This is a genomic window from Neobacillus notoginsengisoli (assembly GCF_003515685.1).
Taxonomy (GTDB): domain Bacteria; phylum Bacillota; class Bacilli; order Bacillales; family Cytobacillaceae; genus Bacillus_D; species Bacillus_D notoginsengisoli.
This window is the reverse complement of sequence record NZ_QWEG01000007.1, coordinates 114378-129514: the sequence shown is the minus strand read 5'-3', so window position 1 is coordinate 129514 and position 15137 is coordinate 114378. Positions and strand designations below refer to the sequence as shown.

The following is a 15137-nucleotide window of genomic DNA, read 5'->3' as shown; positions in this document are numbered from 1 at the left end:
TACTGTAAGAGGGAGGTGGCTATTTTGGAGTATATTGCTCTTTTTTTTATAGGGATATGTGCAACCGCTATCGGCACACTCATTGGAGGCGGGGGGATAGTAAATCTTCCGGCAATGCTCCTCCTTGGCATGCCGGTCCATTCGGCGATTGGTGCCAACAAAGTTTCAAATACTGTCAGTTCACTCTCAAGCTTCTATTATCTTTATCGAAATAAACAAATATCAATCAAAGAATCTTACTGGATCATTCCCGTCAGTCTTGCAGGCGGAATGAGCGGCGGATTCATTGCCTCTAAAATATCTTCGGAAAATATGAATATCGTTGCCCTAATTTTTCTCATTTTTGCCTTTCTGGCATCTTTTCTAAGCAAACGGGGTTATTCCGGTAATGAACCATTAAAGATGAATAAAGTGAGTGTTCCGGGGCTTTATGGCATAGGGATATACGATGGGCTCTTTGGGCCGGGGCAGGGAACGCTTATGTTTTACCTGCTCGGCTATTTAAACATCTCGTATGTCAAGGCTGTCGGCTTGGTGCGGTTTGCTACTTTCTCAAGCTGCATTGGCGCTGCCGCGATGTATATTTCCACCGGAAAAATCATTTGGCCAATGACATTTGCGCTGATGGCTGGTTCCGTAACCGGTGCGCAGCTTGGGGTCCGGATTGCTGAGAAACTAAATCCCCTTTATGTGAAGCCTATTTTGGGCGCTGCAACGATTGTCCTCATTATTCAAGTAGTTGGTAAGATGAGTTAGGCTCTAGGACAACCGGGGATCGGTTATAAGTTCGCCAATGGAAGTTCTTGGTGAGTTTAGGAAGGAAAAATCGGTTTTAAACTCGCCAATACCTTTTCCAAAATCAACCTGCAGCCATGCCGTAAAAAGAGAAATATTGACATCACCAAAATGAATATGGTAAATAAATAGTGGGATTAGCACTCTCGAAACAAGAGTGCTAAAATGAACTTGTACACGTGAAAGAGAGGAGATAGATCCATGGAAAAGAAGCAATTCCAGGCCGAGTCGAAGCGGCTGTTGGAGATGATGATCAACTCGATTTACACAAAACGGGAAGTGTTTTTGCGGGAGCTGATCTCCAACTCCAGCGACGCGATTGATAAAATTTATTACAAAGCGCTGACCGATGATTCGCTTGTTTTTGACAAGGATAGTTACTACATAAAGATTGTTTCCGATAAAGAAAATCGGACCCTAAAAGTCATCGATACTGGAATCGGAATGACGAGGGACGAGCTGGAATCGAATCTCGGTACGATTGCGAAGAGTGGTTCGCTTGCTTTCAAAAAGGAAACTGAGTTGAAAGATGGCCATGACATTATCGGCCAGTTCGGCGTTGGCTTCTATGCCGCGTTCATGGTTGCTGATGTCGTAACCGTCATTAGCCGCGCGCTTGGCAGCGACGAAGCGTACAAGTGGGAGTCCACCGGTGCGGAAGGCTATACGATTGAGCCTGTTGAAAAGGATTCGGTCGGTACGGAAATTATTTTGAAAATCAAAGAAAACACAGAGGAAGAGAACTACGACGAGTTCCTCGAGGAATATAGCTTGAAGTCGATTGTCAAAAAATACTCCGACTTCATTCGCTACCCGATTAAGATGGATGTCAGCACGAGCCGGAAGAAAGAGGGCAGCGAGGACGAATGGGAAACAGTTGTTGAAGAACAGACGGTCAACAGCATGGTTCCGATTTGGCGCAAAAATAAGAACGAGCTGACAGACGAGGATTATACGAACTTTTATCATGAGAAGCATTACGGATTCGACAAGCCGTTGAAGCATATCCATACGAGTGTCGATGGCGCGGTCAGGTACAATGCGATTTTGTTCATTCCGGAAAACATTCCGTTCGATTACTATTCGAAGGAATTTGAGAAGGGCCTTGAGCTTTATTCGAATGGCGTCTTGATTATGAACAAATGCGCGGACCTGCTGCCGGACCACTTTAGTTTTGTAAAAGGGATGGTTGATTCCGAGGACCTTTCACTGAACATCTCAAGGGAAATGCTGCAGCATGACCGCCAGCTGAAGCTGATTGCCAAGAACATTAGCAAAAAAATCAAGAGCGAGCTGCAATTTCTCTTAAAGAATGACCGCGAGAACTATGAAAAGTTCTATCAATCATTCGGCCGCCAACTGAAATATGGCGTTTACAGCGATTTCGGCGCGAATAAAGAAGAGCTTCAGGACCTAATGATGTTCTATTCTTCAAAAGAGAAAAAACTTGTCACGCTCGATGAATATGTTTCAAGGATGCCGGAAGACCAGAAGTATATATACTATGCCGCGGGCGAATCGGTTGAGCGCCTTGAAAAGCTTCCGCAGGCAGAACTCGTTTCCGATAAGGGGTATGAAATCCTTTACTTTACCGAGGATATCGATGAGTTCGCCATCCGGATGCTCATGAATTATAAAGAGAAGGAATTCAAGTCAATCGCGAGCGGCGACCTTGGCATTGAATCGGAAGAGGAAAAAAAGGAAGCCGAAACAGAAGCGAAGGAAAATAAAGAATTGTTTGATGCAATGAAGGAAGTCCTTTCCGGCAAGGTGAAGGATATCAGGGTTTCGAAACGCCTGAAATCCCATCCAGTCTGCCTTGCAAGCGAGGGCGACCTGACGATTGAAATGGAAAAAGTCCTCCGCCAGATGCCAAACAGCCAGGACGTCAAGGCTGAGAAAATCCTTGAAATCAACCCGAACCATGAAGTTTTCCAGTCGCTGAAGGACGCTTTTGAAAAGGATAAGGACAAGCTGTCCCTCTACACAAACCTGCTCTACAACCAGGCGTTGTTAATAGAAGGGCTGCCAATCCAGGACCCAGTCGAATTCACGAATGATATTTGCAAAATAATGGTCTAATTGAGTTGGTTTTGCAAAAAAGTTCATTTGACGTTTTCATTCCGCTTCTGTAATATATGAAAAGGAATTGAATACCCGTACAAACGGGAGAGGTTCATAGCTGATACCCTCTTTAAAAAACTATGGATTAATGACAATCTGCCATGTCCATTATCGGACGTGGCTTTTTTTATTGGTCATTCCTCTGTTTTTAATAGTGTTATTGGCTAAAACCCTCTTGTAACGTGTACGGGAACTTTTACAAGGGGGTTTTTTTATGTCTGGACGAAGCCAAGAAGAAGGTTTAAAGGATTTGACGCTATTGGGGAATCAGAAGGTCCAATATGCGTTTAAATATGCACCGGAGGTTTTGGAGTCTGTCGATAACTTGCATTCTGACAGGGACTATTTCGTTAAATTCAACTGCCCAGAGTTTACGAGTCTTTGCCCGATAACGAATCAGCCGGATTTTGCCACGATGTATATTTCGTATATTCCAAATAAGAAAATCGTTGAAAGCAAATCGTTAAAGCTGTATCTTTTCAGCTTTCGGAACCACGGCGATTTCCATGAAGACTGCGTCAATATCATTATGAATGATCTGATTAAACTGCTTGATCCAAGATACATTGAAGTTTGGGGCAAATTTACGCCGAGGGGCGGTATTTCCATCGATCCATGGTGCAACTATGGGAAGCTTGGCACGAAGTATGAGGAAATGGCCAACTTCCGCCTGATGAACCATGATATGTACCCTGAAAAAGTAGATAACCGCTAAGAGGGAGAAGGACGATGATTTTATATTTGAATGGAGCCTTCGTCGGGCTGTTGATCTTGGCAAATATCGTAGCCGTTAAGCTGTTTAGTATTGGCTCATTTGTCATTTTGCCCGCCGCGGTTATTATTTATATTTTTACCTACCCGATTATTGATGTAATTGTCGAGGTATATGGGAAGAAACATGCCCAAAGGACGGTCCGTGCTGGATTGATTACCCAAGTCTTTGCCTTGGTTTTCATTTCAGCCGCCATCGCCTTGCCTTCCGCACCTGTATTTTCCGGCCAGCAATCGTTTGAAACGATTTTGGGTGGAAGCTTCAGGGTCATTATCGCGAGCCTGATTTCCTATTTTGTCAGCGTGAACCTTGATGTCCTTGTTTTCAATAACTTAAAGCGCCGGCACGGGCAAAAAAAGCTTTGGCTCCGTAACAATGCTTCCACAATGCTTAGCCAGCTTGTTGATACGGCGATTTTCATCGGGATTGCCTTTTACGGCATCGTGCCGACTCCCGTATTGGGAATCATGATTGTTACCCAATATACGTTTAAGTTTTTTGCAGCGATTGCCACGACGCCTCTTGTCTACTTGATGGTCCATTTAATTAGGAAAAGAGAAGTGGAAGGCGCTGCCGAAAATGGAGCATTAGTAATTAAATAGCGTTAAAAGAACTCCGCCATTTGAAAAGTGGCGGAGTTCTTTTCATTATTGCGAGGAGGCTGCTTTTTGCACAGCCTTATAAGCATTCACATATCCGGCGCCAACTTCATGGTACTTGTAGCCTGCCATCGGGTCCGCGGTCTGGACCATATAATCGAGTGCCTGGGCCGGCGTCAGGTTAGGCTTTGCTTCCTTCATTAAGGCCACAACCCCTGAAATATGCGGCGTCGCCATGCTTGTGCCACTTGAAGTCGTATAGAATAACAGGTGCTCAGGGTCGATATACGAAATATCGGTTGTAGTGCCGAGTACATTCATGACAAGGCCGGTGGAAGACCTTGTTGCGACGATGTCAACGCCTGGCGCGGTGATGTCAGGGTGCAGGAAGGCATCGCCCGCGACACCGCGTGATGAAAATTCAGCCAGCTGCTTATCCTTTGTACCGGCCGCAACGCTGATGACCCAAGGAGCGGCGGAATACGGATTGAGCGTGTTGTCTCCAGGCCCTTCATTCCCGGCTGCAAAAACGACCGTCATCCCTGCATCGTGCGCGGCCTTTGAAGCAACGTTGATCGGGTCGTTCGGAGAGTAATCCCCGGTTGTCCCCCAGCTATTGCTGATCACATCAATCCCGTATTTGTCCTTGTTTTTAATCGCATAATCGAAAGCTTCGAGCGACCACAAAATATTAATTCCTTCACCGACCCCAAGGCCGACGAGCTTTGCATCAGGCGCAACGCCTTTATAAAGGCCACCACTCGCTTTGCCGCTGCCGGCAATCGTTCCGGCGACATGGGTGCCGTGGCCGGAGGATGTATCTGTATTAGGAAGGTTTTCAAGATAAATCGGCTTGTTTCCGAAAAGATCCCCGACTGCAAACTTTACATTTTGAACAACTTTTTCGCCGTATTTCAAATCCTGATGGGTGGCGTCAATGCCGCTGTCAATCACGGCAACTGTGACCCCTTTTCCAGTATACCCAAGGTCGTTCCAGACCGACTCGACGCCAATCAGCTCGCGGCTGTCACGCAGGAAGTATTGAAGGTCTTTATTTTCGTAGACTGAGAGAATGTTAGTCGACGAAAAGAGAAGACTGGCGAGCGCGGCAATTTTACCCTTTACCACAACGATCGGCAGGTGTTCAAACGTTTTCGTTTCAAAACCAAGCGCTTTTAAGAGCTGGACATCGGCCAGAGCGGGTGGCTTCTTATAAGTAATAACCGCTTCTCCTTCACTGCCGGATAAAGTTGATTTTAACAGTTTCGAAATGGCGGGGCTTACTTCGACAGACAAGCTGAGAGCTTTTGGCTGTGGCGCGAACGATGGCGCGGCCAAGGTGAAAATTAGAACAAGCAGGGCAAGGATTTTGAGCTTTTTCATGAGAACCTCCTAAATGTTTTCATAATAGTCCGACTTATTCTCTTTATCCAGCAAGCCGGCCAGCAAACCTATCGGAGGTTGGGAAAATTTTTGCAAAAGAAAAAGCCTCTGGTATTGTGTTTGAAATATAAACGGAAGAATTCCGCTTAAGTTGGGAAATACTGATATTTCCCTAAAAATAATGGAAGTTTTTCCGTTTAAATCATCCAAATCTTTGGATCTGGCCCTCATTACAGAAGTTAACGGAAATTTCTCCGCTTATTTCTGTCTTTTAAGCCTCCCTTTTTGCAATAGAGGGAAATCCTCCGCTTATTCGCAAGTCATTTTACCTGCTTTTCTGCTTATTGCACTTTAAAACAGACCCGTTAGAGCTCTTTTCTTCCTTATAATCAGGCACCTTTGTGTCACGCTCCAAATTTCTGTAAAATGAATGCATCAGTACTTTAAGAAAAAGGTGTCATCTATGAAAAAAGTGATAGTTATTGGCGCCGGAATCCTTGGCGCATCCACAGCATATCATCTGGCAAAAGCGGGAGCTGATGTCACCGTCATTGACCGGCATGACCCCGGCCAGGCGACGGATGCGGCCGCCGGCATCATCTGCCCGTGGCTGACGCAGCGACGGAACAAGGCATGGTACGCTCTAGCGAAAGGCGGGGCTGCCTATTATTCATCACTCATCCGGCAGCTTCAAGAGGATGGGGAAATAGAAACAGGTTATGCCCGGTTAGGAGCTTTGAGTTTACATACTGACCTTGGCAAGCTTGCCAAAATGGAGGAGCGGGCGTTAATGAGAAGGGAAGATGCGCCTGAAATTGGCGAAATTGAGCAATTGGACCCGGGTGAGACAGCGAGGCTGTTCCCGCCGGTTTCCGAAGAGTTTTCCTCGATCTATGTAAGCGGTGCGGCCCGCGTTGATGGCCGTGCGATAAAGAAAGCATTAGTGCATGCCGCCGGAAAGCATGGAGCCAGATTCGTAAAGGGTTCGGCTCAGCTTTTACTTAAAGAAGGTCGCGTTATTGGCGCGGAAGTGGACGGAGTACAGTATGATGCAGAAACGGTTATTGTAACTGCCGGTGCCTGGGCTCCCGAGCTTTTTGAACCCCTCGGAATTACATTGAACGTAACCGCGCAAAAAGGCCAGATTGTCCATCTTCAGCTTGAAAATTGCGATACGGTGGATTGGCCGGTTGTCATGCCGCCAAGTGACCAATACATCCTCGCTTTTGACGATGGCAAAATAGTCGTCGGAACTACCCACGAGGAAGATAAAGCTTTTGACATGCGCATTACGGCGGGCGGCCTGCGGGAGGTACTTGGGAAAGCGTTGATTTCGGCTCCGGGGCTGGCGGATGCAGCCTTTACTGAAGCCCGCGTCGGGTACCGGCCGTACACACCTGGTTTTCTTCCGGTCGTTGGGGCAGTGCCGGGATACTCAAATCTCCTTTTTGCAAACGGACTCGGTGCTTCGGGCCTTACGGTCGGGCCGTTTCTTGGAGCCCAGCTAGCAAAACTGGCCCTCGGGCAGGAATTGGAGATAGATTTAGGGCTTTACTCTGTGGAAGGTGCAATCGAGGAATAGGATTCAGTTAAGGTCGCCAATTATTTAAAATGTTGGCGGCTTTTTTGTGCGCCATTCCCGCAGATAAATCTAGATACATTGGCGCGAATCACAGTCTTGTGCGCCATTCCCGCAGATAAATCTAGATACTTTGACGCGAATCGGAGTCTTTTGTGCCATTCCCGCTGAATTAACCAGATACTTTGGCGCGAATCGCAGCCTTTTGCGCCATTCCCGCAGATAAATCTAGATACATTGGCGCGAATCACAGCCTTTTGCGCCATTCCAGTAGATAAATCTAGAAACTTTGGCGCGAATAGCAGCCTTTTGCGTCATTCCCGCAGATAAATCTAGATACTTTGGCGCGAATCGCAGTCTTGTGCGTCATTCCCGCTTATTTTAGCAAAGTAGAAAACCATTTCTGAAAATAATCCCAGTCCTATTTTGATTTTAAAGGCTGCATATCGGGGTATAGAAGTAAAAGTAAATCTTATTGATCCGACTTATATATACTCCGAGGAGGAACACATATGCAGTGGAGAGGCAGACAGGGAAGTTCGAATGTTGAAGATAGAAGAGGCATGGGCGGCGGCGGAATGCTCATGGGCGGCGGGATTGGCGGGGTTGTCCTTGTATTGATCATGACGCTTCTCGGCGGGGGAGACCTTGGCGATGTGCTGAATAATATTGGCGGCGGAACAGGGGGGCAATCGCCCGCTCCATACCAGGAAACGGCAGAGGATAGGGAGCTGGCGGAATTCGTGTCGGTCGTTCTCGCTGATACGGAGCAAGTATGGACGGAAATTTTTGAGGAAGAGGGTATGGTGTACAAAAAGCCGACACTCGTCCTTTACTCAGGCAGTGTGCAATCGGCTTGCGGGGTGGCTGGATCGGCAGTCGGACCGTTTTATTGTCCGGGTGACCAGAAACTTTATATTGATCTAAGCTTCTATAAGGAGCTGCAGACGAAATTCCAGGCTCCGGGCGATTTTGCCATGGCGTATGTCATCGCCCATGAGGTTGGCCACCACGTCCAGACCCTACTAGGAACGAGTGAAAAAATGGCATCATTGCGGCAGCGGCTCAGTGAAACGGAATACAATAAATACCAAGTTCGGATGGAATTGCAGGCCGACTATTATGCCGGCGTATGGGCGAACCGCGCAGAAAGTCTGAATCTACTTGATGAGGGTGACATTGATGAAGCGCTGAATGCGGCCTCTGCGGTTGGCGATGATACGCTTCAGAAAAAATATCAGGGCCATGTGGTGCCGGAAAGCTTCACGCACGGAACTTCCGAACAGAGGAAACGCTGGTTTTACAAAGGCTATCAGGCAGGAAACCTCGACCAAGGCGATACCTTTAAAGCAAGGAATCTCTAGTATTTTGCAAAAATCTAAACAAATTTACAGAAAGGAGAGCTCTATGGTGGCTGCGAATGAACGGTCTTTTTTTCTAAAGGACGATGGCCAGATTCCGAACAACCCGGATTTGCCTGTCATTATTTACGAAGGGGTTTTTAATGACAATCCGAATGGAATTGAGGAAACATTTAACCGGAACAAGTGGACAGGCAGCTGGTCCGGAGGGGTTTTTGATTACCACCACTACCACAGTAATGCTCACGAAGTGCTTGGGGTAAAATCAGGAAATGCAACTGTTCTTCTTGGCGGCGATGCCGGTGAACGGGTTGAACTAAGAGCCGGTGATGTTATTCTGCTGCCGGCTGGTACAGGCCATAAGCTGATTAAAGGAAGTGAAGATTTCGAAGTTGTCGGTGCCTATCCGGAAGGAACGAGCCCAAATATGAGGGAGAAGGATCCGGCCGGACGCGCACAGTCGCTCCAGGAAATCCGGAATATCCTGGTTCCTGAAACCGACCCTGTCTATGGCGATAGCGGTCCGCTTCTTCGGAAATGGATGAAATAACAAAAAACCACGATGCGCGGTTCTTACGGCTCATCGTGGTTTTTTGTTGATTGTTGCAAAAATTAGCAGAAGGGTTTTAGCTGTCTGGCCTTTCATTCAATCTTGCTTAACGGTTAATTCAACCCCTCAACCTTTATCTGCACGACCGGCAGGAAGATTTCACCGGTATCTTGATAAGTAAGGTTTACCTTATCCCCTTCTTTCAGGTAAATCGCCAAAGGTTCTTTTTCAGAGGAAATGATGTAGTTTTTCCGGTTGTCGAGCAGGAATGTCACGGCTGTGTAATCGCCGGACTTTTCTTTGTAAACACGCACAACCGTGCCGCTTACTTGTTTTTCTTCCGCTTTCGACGTGCCGTCTAAGGTTCCGCCGCCGCGCTGGAGGGCAAGTTTATATTGGCGGAGGGCATCGTTCGGTGTTGTGCCATAAACGGATATTTCCGGATTGGCAGCTGATACGATGAAATAGTTTTGCAAAAAGCCGTTTGAATCAAGGACCGGCGTCAGCCAGCTTGCTTCCCCATAAAAATTGTAGAGAACTGGCATTTTCCCTTTCCATTTCTTTTCAATGAACTTCTTTTCAATAATCTGCAATGCGCCTTCCGAATCCATGTAGGACTCTTCCAGATTGCCAGTATAATAGGTTGCTTTACCGGTCCGTGAATTTGTGAGGGAGTAGCCGAGCATCGAATCGACGCCTTCCTTGGGACTCGTGAAATCGGTAAAGTAGAACATCGTGCCGTTTTCGTCAAAAATCGGCGTCACGTTCGCCTCTGTTCCTTCATCGGACGGGAGCTTGACATCCTTTTTCCCAAATACGCTGTTCCAGAAGCCGTGCACATAATTTCCGAAGTAACTGTTCTGAAGGCTGACAACCTCAGGAGATACGGCCCCTTCAATAAATTCCGGAACTTTCCCATGAGGATACGACTCAGTCTTTCCGCTTAACGGATCCACCACGACAATCCCTTTTGCGTCAAAACCATTCCGGGCTGAAATAAAATCCCCGTATGACCGGATATAAAAAGGTTTGCCCTCCTCATCAATTTCCAATTGGACGTCTCCGTAAAAAATACGTGTCGGGTACTTCATCCTTATGTGGCGTTCGATATTTTTGCCAAAATAAGAGGAAGGCGTGTAAATCATTTCCGACTTAATGAATTTCGGATTTGCGGTTGAGTCGGTTGCGCTTATTGTGAAGTAGCCTGGCGTCGTATCGCCATTCACCCATTTGAAAAACCCGGAAAACTCAACGGGCGCAATATACACATACTCGCCGTTCACCTTTTGAATCTGAAGGCTGCCAAGCTCGTAATAGCTTGTGTTCGGCACCTGCCCGAATGCTTTCCTCATCTTGTTCCGGGCAAACTGCGGCGGAACGCTGGCGGGTGTCTTTGTTTCATCAAACGTTTTAATCTCAATTTGCTGATCCATCTTCGCCGTTTCATATTTCTCGCCCGCATTAAACAGGAATGCTGTCAGCAAATACACACCGAACAAGAGGCTGCCTATAAACAGCAGTCCCTTAACCATTTGTTCCTTACCGGTCGAAAATAACGCTCCTACCGCAGATGAGACAAGGATAAAAAACCAGAGCGAAGTAAAATTCCTGTCGATATTAAATAAATAATAGAAAGCAAAAACGAGAATAACCATGAGGACCGCGAAGGCAATCATAGGTATGCGGCTTGTTTTGCTGGCGCCTTTCTTTTTAGCACCTTTCTTTTGGTTATCGGAACCGTTCAGGCCGTAGAACGGGACAATCAACATGGCCATAATCAGTCCGGCAATCAATGAAAATAAATAAATGTTTCCCATAATGGCTCCTTTCAAGGGCACGCTGACATATTTGCTGTACAGTAAAGAAATACGGAAAGTGAGCGGAAAAGATTCATTAATTATGTAATAAAGAAGGACAATGTTTAACTGCGTTGATTGTAGCGGAGGGCACCGACTCCTGCGGGATGCAGCGGCAAGGTGGAGACCCCACAGGCGCTGAGGCGCCGAGGAGGCTCCACTGACGCCCCGCGGAAAGCGTGTGCCCGCAGCGGAAATCAACAGCCAAATTTAAACCTTAATGAAAAACACAGGCCTTCCGAAACAGGAATAGCCTGTGTTTAGCGTTTCAATTATTCGCCTAAATCGACGTTGTGGTACACCTGGCGGACGTCTTCCAAATCCTCGAGTGCATCAATCATTTTCTCGAATTTCTCCTGTGCGTCTTCAGGAAGGGCAACCTCATTTTGCGCAAGCATTGTCAGTTCCGCAACGGTAAACTCGGTGATGCCTGCTGTCTTAAACGCTTCTTGCACGGCATGGAATTGCTCCGGTTCGGCATAGACAATAACTGAATCTTCCTCTTCTATAATATCGCGCACGTCCACATCAGCTTCCATTAGCAGTTCCAGTACCTCTTCAGCTGATTTTCCTTCGACGCCGAACACAGCGGTCGCATCGAACATATAAGCAACTGAACCGCTGACGCCCATATTGCCGCCATTTTTGCCGAAAGCCGCGCGGACCTCTGAAGCAGTCCGGTTCACGTTATTGGTCAGTGCATCAACGATAACCATTGATCCGCTTGGCCCGAAGCCTTCATAGCGTAGTTCGGTGTAGTTTTCGTCAGAACCGCCCTTCGCTTTTTCTATTGCCCGGTCAACAATGGCTTTCGGGACATTATATGTTTTCGCTCGCTCGAGGACAACCTTTAATGCTTGGTTCGATTCGGGATCAGGCTCACCTTGCCTTGCCGCCACATAAATTTCACGTCCGAACTTGGCGTAAATTCGGCTTGTGTTTGCATCCTTTGAAGCTTTTTTCTCCTTAATATTATTCCATTTGCGTCCCATTCTGAACACACTCTCTTTCCTTTAAAATCTCGGGTGAGATGATGAATGACATTTCAATAAATACCCTGCATTTTGCAAAAGCAACCGATCATGTAGCTACAAAACCACCATGAATTATTATACATCAAAATTCCCTGGATTTTAATTGAAAATTGTTGGACGTGTGGAGAGGACCGCACTCATATAGGCAGAAGTGGTTGCTTTTTCTACCACTACGAATAAAATAATCCGATACCAAAAACGGAGTTGGGAAAATAATGGCTTTTCATTTACTAAAAATAGAGTGTTTATAACAGCAGAACGAAATGGATCAAAGATCGAATGGAGGAACACGGATGGCATTAGTAAAATTGTCGGTCAGCGATTCATCAGGGCCGACTATTGAATTGAATCGAAAGATGGCCCTAAAATCCGGGCTGTCAAAGGGTCAGTACATTGATCTTTCATACGGATTAAGAAAGACAAAAGTGAAGGTAATCACCAAGAAAAGAGCGGAGGAGGATACGATTTTTATTTCAAGCGAGGTTCTGGATGAACTGAAAATTGAAATGACGCCCTCCTACAGCTTCCGTCTAATTGGGGATTGCCTTGTGATTGGCCCTGTCCTTGGAGTGCTTTTCAAGGAGAGAGATAAACATATGAAACAAGATTTAAGTGAAAATCCGGAAATGTTTTTCCCTTATGCGCAATCAATCAAAAGGCTTGGGGGATTACTGTTCTTTTTTGCGGAAGATGGGATAGATTATAAGTCCTGTGAAATTAGTGGATATGTGTATGATTTTGAAACAATGTCCTGGAAAAAGTCCATTTTTCCCTATCCAGCCATTATCTATCGGAAAATAAAAGCAACACGCATATTGAAAGAAGCATTTGGGAAGCGGCTAATCAACCCACCTTGCTACTATAAGTGGAAGTTTCATACCACTTTAAAGGAAAATCCTTCTTTCGACATGTATTTGCCCGAGACGACGAACATTATTTCAAAAGAAAACCTGGATCATTTTTTGCGTAAATATGGAAGAGTATTTCTTAAAATGAGCAATCAGGGCGGCGGGGTCGGTATGCACATGATTTGGAAGGATGGAAAGGAGTATCTGTCTAGGCAAAACTTTACGGATAAGATTTTTAGGTACTCATCCAAACAGATGAAAACGTTGCTTGCTTCGTGTGAAAAAAACCATATTCTCCAGCAGCCGATTAAGATTAAAACTGTTCAAGGCAAGCAAGTGAATTACAGGGTCATTGCAGTAAAGGAGCGAGCAAAAAGATGGAGGGTTCGGACAATCCACGGCTGGCTCGGGGAATCGGGCGGCATTTCCACCCAAACAGATGAATTAAGTGCAAGGTATCCAGAGGATTTGTTGAGAATGCAGTTTGATTATTCTCCAAGAGAGGTGCAGAAAAAGATACGCGAGATGGAATCTTTGGCCATTGCGCTCGCTGAACACTTGGAGAAGGCGTGCGGCACCTTTGTCGATTTCGGCTTTGACTTCGGCCTTGATGAAAAGGGGAATATCTATATTTTTGAAGGGAATACGCTGCAGCAACTGGAAATGGCGCTTTGGCTTGGTGACCATATGATGTATGGGAACTTGATTCATCGAATTGTCAAAGGATTAAAGGAAATGGCACTGGATGAGTAAGCGTCAAGCCCAAGTTCCGGAAAGGATTGGTTCGTAAGGAGGAGGGCAGTGTCTGCTTTTGTAAAAAAGAGTGTGGTAGTTCTATACCAACAATTGGAGTTGAACAGATAGTGGGTGTCTCAAATGTACGCATATTGATTTCAAAGAAAGCAAGAAGAAGAGTAGGTGTGTCATCTTCCCTCTGGCAAAAGTGGAAATTATCGGAAGATGAGTTTTATACACTTTCTTTCGGGGGGCGCAGTTTAAAAACAAGACTAAAGCGAGTGAAGGGAAAGAAAGAACGGGTGATTTTACCACCTGAACAGTCTGATGACTTACTGCTTCCATTTCCTAAGCAAGTCCAAGCCACTTTTCGAAATAACACAATAAAAATTGGCCCCGTAATCGGATTAATGACGGAAATCCACCCGAATTATAAAACAATTTTTCACGAAATTCTTCAATCTGAAGATTATACAAATCACTACTGCTTTGTTTTTTCGCCTTTCGATATCGACTTGGACAGCGGAACCGTAGTTGGAAGGTTTTTGGATTGGGACGAAGGAGAGCGGCGTTGGCATAAGCATACTGTTCCGATTCCGGATGTCATTTATAATCGGATTACGTATCGGTCTGCTGAAAGGAGCAGCGAAGTAAAATCCCTCTTTAAAAGAATTCACGAGGATGGAGAGGTGAAGCTATTTAATCCGCACTTTTTCAGCAAACAAACGATCCACAAGCTTTTGCAATACCATCCTGTCGTAAAAGAATATTTACCCGAAACGCGATTCTCCGCAACAAAACGGACGATTAAACAGCTTTTGCAAAAACATGATGAAATATTCATAAAGCCGAAAGATGGTACGGAAGGACTCGGCATCTATAAGATCACAAAGGCCGGAATGGGTTATACGTGTCACACAGAAAGGCAAATAATTCATTATGATTCTCTGAGTCTCTTACTAAACAATATAACGGCCACAGAAAAGGCTAGGCGATATGTTGTGCAGCAGGGAATTCACCTGATTCAGTACAACGGAAGGAATATTGACTTTCGGGTGAACATGAACAAAAACATACAAAATAATTGGGTTGTATCTGGGATAGCCGCAAAGGCTGCGGGAGCAGAAAGTGTCACGACTCACGTCCGTCTCGGCGGGCGAGTATATACATGCAACGATATTCTGACTCGCATTTTCGAAGATGAGGCCCAAAAGGTAAGGAACAAAATTGAATTTGCCGCAATTGACCTAGCCATTGCGATTGAGGAGGGTATCGGGAAGCCCGTAGGTGAACTTGGTCTAGATATCGGCATAGCCAAAGACGGGCGGGTATGGATGTTTGAAGCGAACTCCAAACCAGGGCGGAGTATCTTCAAGTTTCCAGGGTTGGAAGAAGAGGGAGTCCATTCTCTTAATCTTTTATATGAATATGCCTATTACCTTGCGGGGTTCGGAGAGCAAGAGCCCAGCTAGACGCGCACTCTTATTTACCTTTATCAATG

General features: G+C 45.9%; 12 protein-coding genes and 1 riboswitch. Of the genes, 9 read left to right on the top strand and 3 right to left on the bottom strand.

What is annotated here, in order from left to right; genetic code table 11:
- Positions 1–24: 24 nt before the first annotated feature.
- The 4 genes from D1B31_RS12245 to D1B31_RS12230 all read left to right on the top strand — a co-directional run bounded on the left by D1B31_RS12245 (position 25) and on the right by D1B31_RS12230 (position 4293).
- Complete coding sequence (locus tag D1B31_RS12245; RefSeq protein ID WP_118921080.1) at positions 25–756, top strand: sulfite exporter TauE/SafE family protein; 732 nt, start codon at positions 25–27, stop codon at positions 754–756.
- 240 nt (positions 757–996) lie between these two features.
- Complete coding sequence (htpG, locus tag D1B31_RS12240) at positions 997–2877, top strand: molecular chaperone HtpG (RefSeq protein ID WP_118921079.1); 1881 nt, start codon at positions 997–999, stop codon at positions 2875–2877.
- Positions 2878–2960: 83 nt separating this feature from the next.
- Positions 2961–3007: riboswitch (PreQ1 riboswitch) on the top strand.
- Positions 3008–3133: 126 nt separating this feature from the next.
- Positions 3134–3634, top strand: a complete 501-nt coding sequence (gene queF / locus D1B31_RS12235) for a preQ(1) synthase (protein ID WP_118921078.1) — start codon at positions 3134–3136, stop codon at positions 3632–3634.
- A gap of 14 nt (positions 3635–3648) precedes the next feature.
- Positions 3649–4293, top strand: a complete 645-nt coding sequence (locus D1B31_RS12230) for a queuosine precursor transporter (RefSeq protein ID WP_118921077.1) — start codon at positions 3649–3651, stop codon at positions 4291–4293.
- Positions 4294–4338: 45 nt separating this feature from the next.
- On the opposite strand, the gene D1B31_RS12225 is transcribed toward D1B31_RS12230, so the two are convergent.
- Entirely contained in the window at positions 4339–5673 is a 1335-nt protein-coding gene (locus tag D1B31_RS12225; RefSeq protein ID WP_118921076.1) for a S8 family serine peptidase, read from the bottom strand.
- Between the two features lie 463 nt (positions 5674–6136).
- Here D1B31_RS12225 and D1B31_RS12215 point away from each other — a divergent pair, with 463 nt between their 5' ends.
- The 3 genes from D1B31_RS12215 (at position 6137) to D1B31_RS12205 (ending at position 9163) form a co-directional block, all read left to right on the top strand.
- Positions 6137–7255: an NAD(P)/FAD-dependent oxidoreductase gene (locus D1B31_RS12215; protein ID WP_118921074.1), complete on the top strand. Its 1119-nt coding sequence runs from the start codon at positions 6137–6139 to the stop codon at positions 7253–7255.
- Between the two features lie 509 nt (positions 7256–7764).
- Positions 7765–8616: a KPN_02809 family neutral zinc metallopeptidase gene (ypfJ, locus tag D1B31_RS12210; RefSeq protein ID WP_118921073.1), complete on the top strand. Its 852-nt coding sequence runs from the start codon at positions 7765–7767 to the stop codon at positions 8614–8616.
- A 43-nt stretch (positions 8617–8659) separates the two neighbouring features.
- Complete coding sequence (locus D1B31_RS12205) at positions 8660–9163, top strand: cupin domain-containing protein (RefSeq protein ID WP_420846100.1); 504 nt, start codon at positions 8660–8662, stop codon at positions 9161–9163.
- A 113-nt stretch (positions 9164–9276) separates the two neighbouring features.
- Here D1B31_RS12205 and D1B31_RS12200 read toward each other — a convergent pair whose 3' ends face one another.
- Complete coding sequence (locus tag D1B31_RS12200; RefSeq protein ID WP_118921072.1) at positions 9277–10980, bottom strand: hypothetical protein; 1704 nt, start codon at positions 10978–10980, stop codon at positions 9277–9279.
- Between the two features lie 311 nt (positions 10981–11291).
- On the bottom strand, positions 11292–12011 hold the full coding sequence (locus tag D1B31_RS12195) for a YebC/PmpR family DNA-binding transcriptional regulator (RefSeq protein WP_118921071.1): 720 nt from the start codon (positions 12009–12011) through the stop codon (positions 11292–11294).
- Between the two features lie 335 nt (positions 12012–12346).
- On the opposite strand from D1B31_RS12195, the gene D1B31_RS12190 reads away from it, so the two are divergent.
- The gene (locus tag D1B31_RS12190; protein WP_158587530.1) at positions 12347–13654 is read left to right on the top strand and encodes a YheC/YheD family protein; all 1308 of its coding nucleotides are present in this window, start codon (positions 12347–12349) and stop codon (positions 13652–13654) included.
- A 263-nt stretch (positions 13655–13917) separates the two neighbouring features.
- Positions 13918–15108 (top strand): YheC/YheD family endospore coat-associated protein, encoded by a 1191-nt coding sequence (locus D1B31_RS12185; protein WP_158587529.1) that lies wholly within the window; start codon positions 13918–13920, stop codon positions 15106–15108.
- Positions 15109–15137: the final 29 nt, after the last annotated feature.

What these genes read in the sequence shown, in the direction of transcription:
- htpG (WP_118921079.1), top strand. Translation starts at nt 997, where the DNA reads ATGGAAAAGAAGCAATTCCAGGCCGAGTCGAAGCGGCTGTTGGAGATG.
- queF (WP_118921078.1), top strand. Translation starts at nt 3,134, where the DNA reads ATGTCTGGACGAAGCCAAGAAGAAGGTTTAAAGGATTTGACGCTATTG.
- D1B31_RS12230 (WP_118921077.1), top strand. Translation starts at nt 3,649, where the DNA reads ATGATTTTATATTTGAATGGAGCCTTCGTCGGGCTGTTGATCTTGGCA.
- D1B31_RS12225 (WP_118921076.1), bottom strand. Translation starts at nt 5,673, where the DNA reads ATGAAAAAGCTCAAAATCCTTGCCCTGCTTGTTCTAATTTTCACCTTG.
- D1B31_RS12215 (WP_118921074.1), top strand. Translation starts at nt 6,137, where the DNA reads ATGAAAAAAGTGATAGTTATTGGCGCCGGAATCCTTGGCGCATCCACA.
- ypfJ (WP_118921073.1), top strand. Translation starts at nt 7,765, where the DNA reads ATGCAGTGGAGAGGCAGACAGGGAAGTTCGAATGTTGAAGATAGAAGA.
- D1B31_RS12205 (WP_420846100.1), top strand. Translation starts at nt 8,660, where the DNA reads ATGGTGGCTGCGAATGAACGGTCTTTTTTTCTAAAGGACGATGGCCAG.
- D1B31_RS12200 (WP_118921072.1), bottom strand. Translation starts at nt 10,980, where the DNA reads ATGGGAAACATTTATTTATTTTCATTGATTGCCGGACTGATTATGGCC.
- D1B31_RS12195 (WP_118921071.1), bottom strand. Translation starts at nt 12,011, where the DNA reads ATGGGACGCAAATGGAATAATATTAAGGAGAAAAAAGCTTCAAAGGAT.
- D1B31_RS12190 (WP_158587530.1), top strand. Translation starts at nt 12,347, where the DNA reads ATGGCATTAGTAAAATTGTCGGTCAGCGATTCATCAGGGCCGACTATT.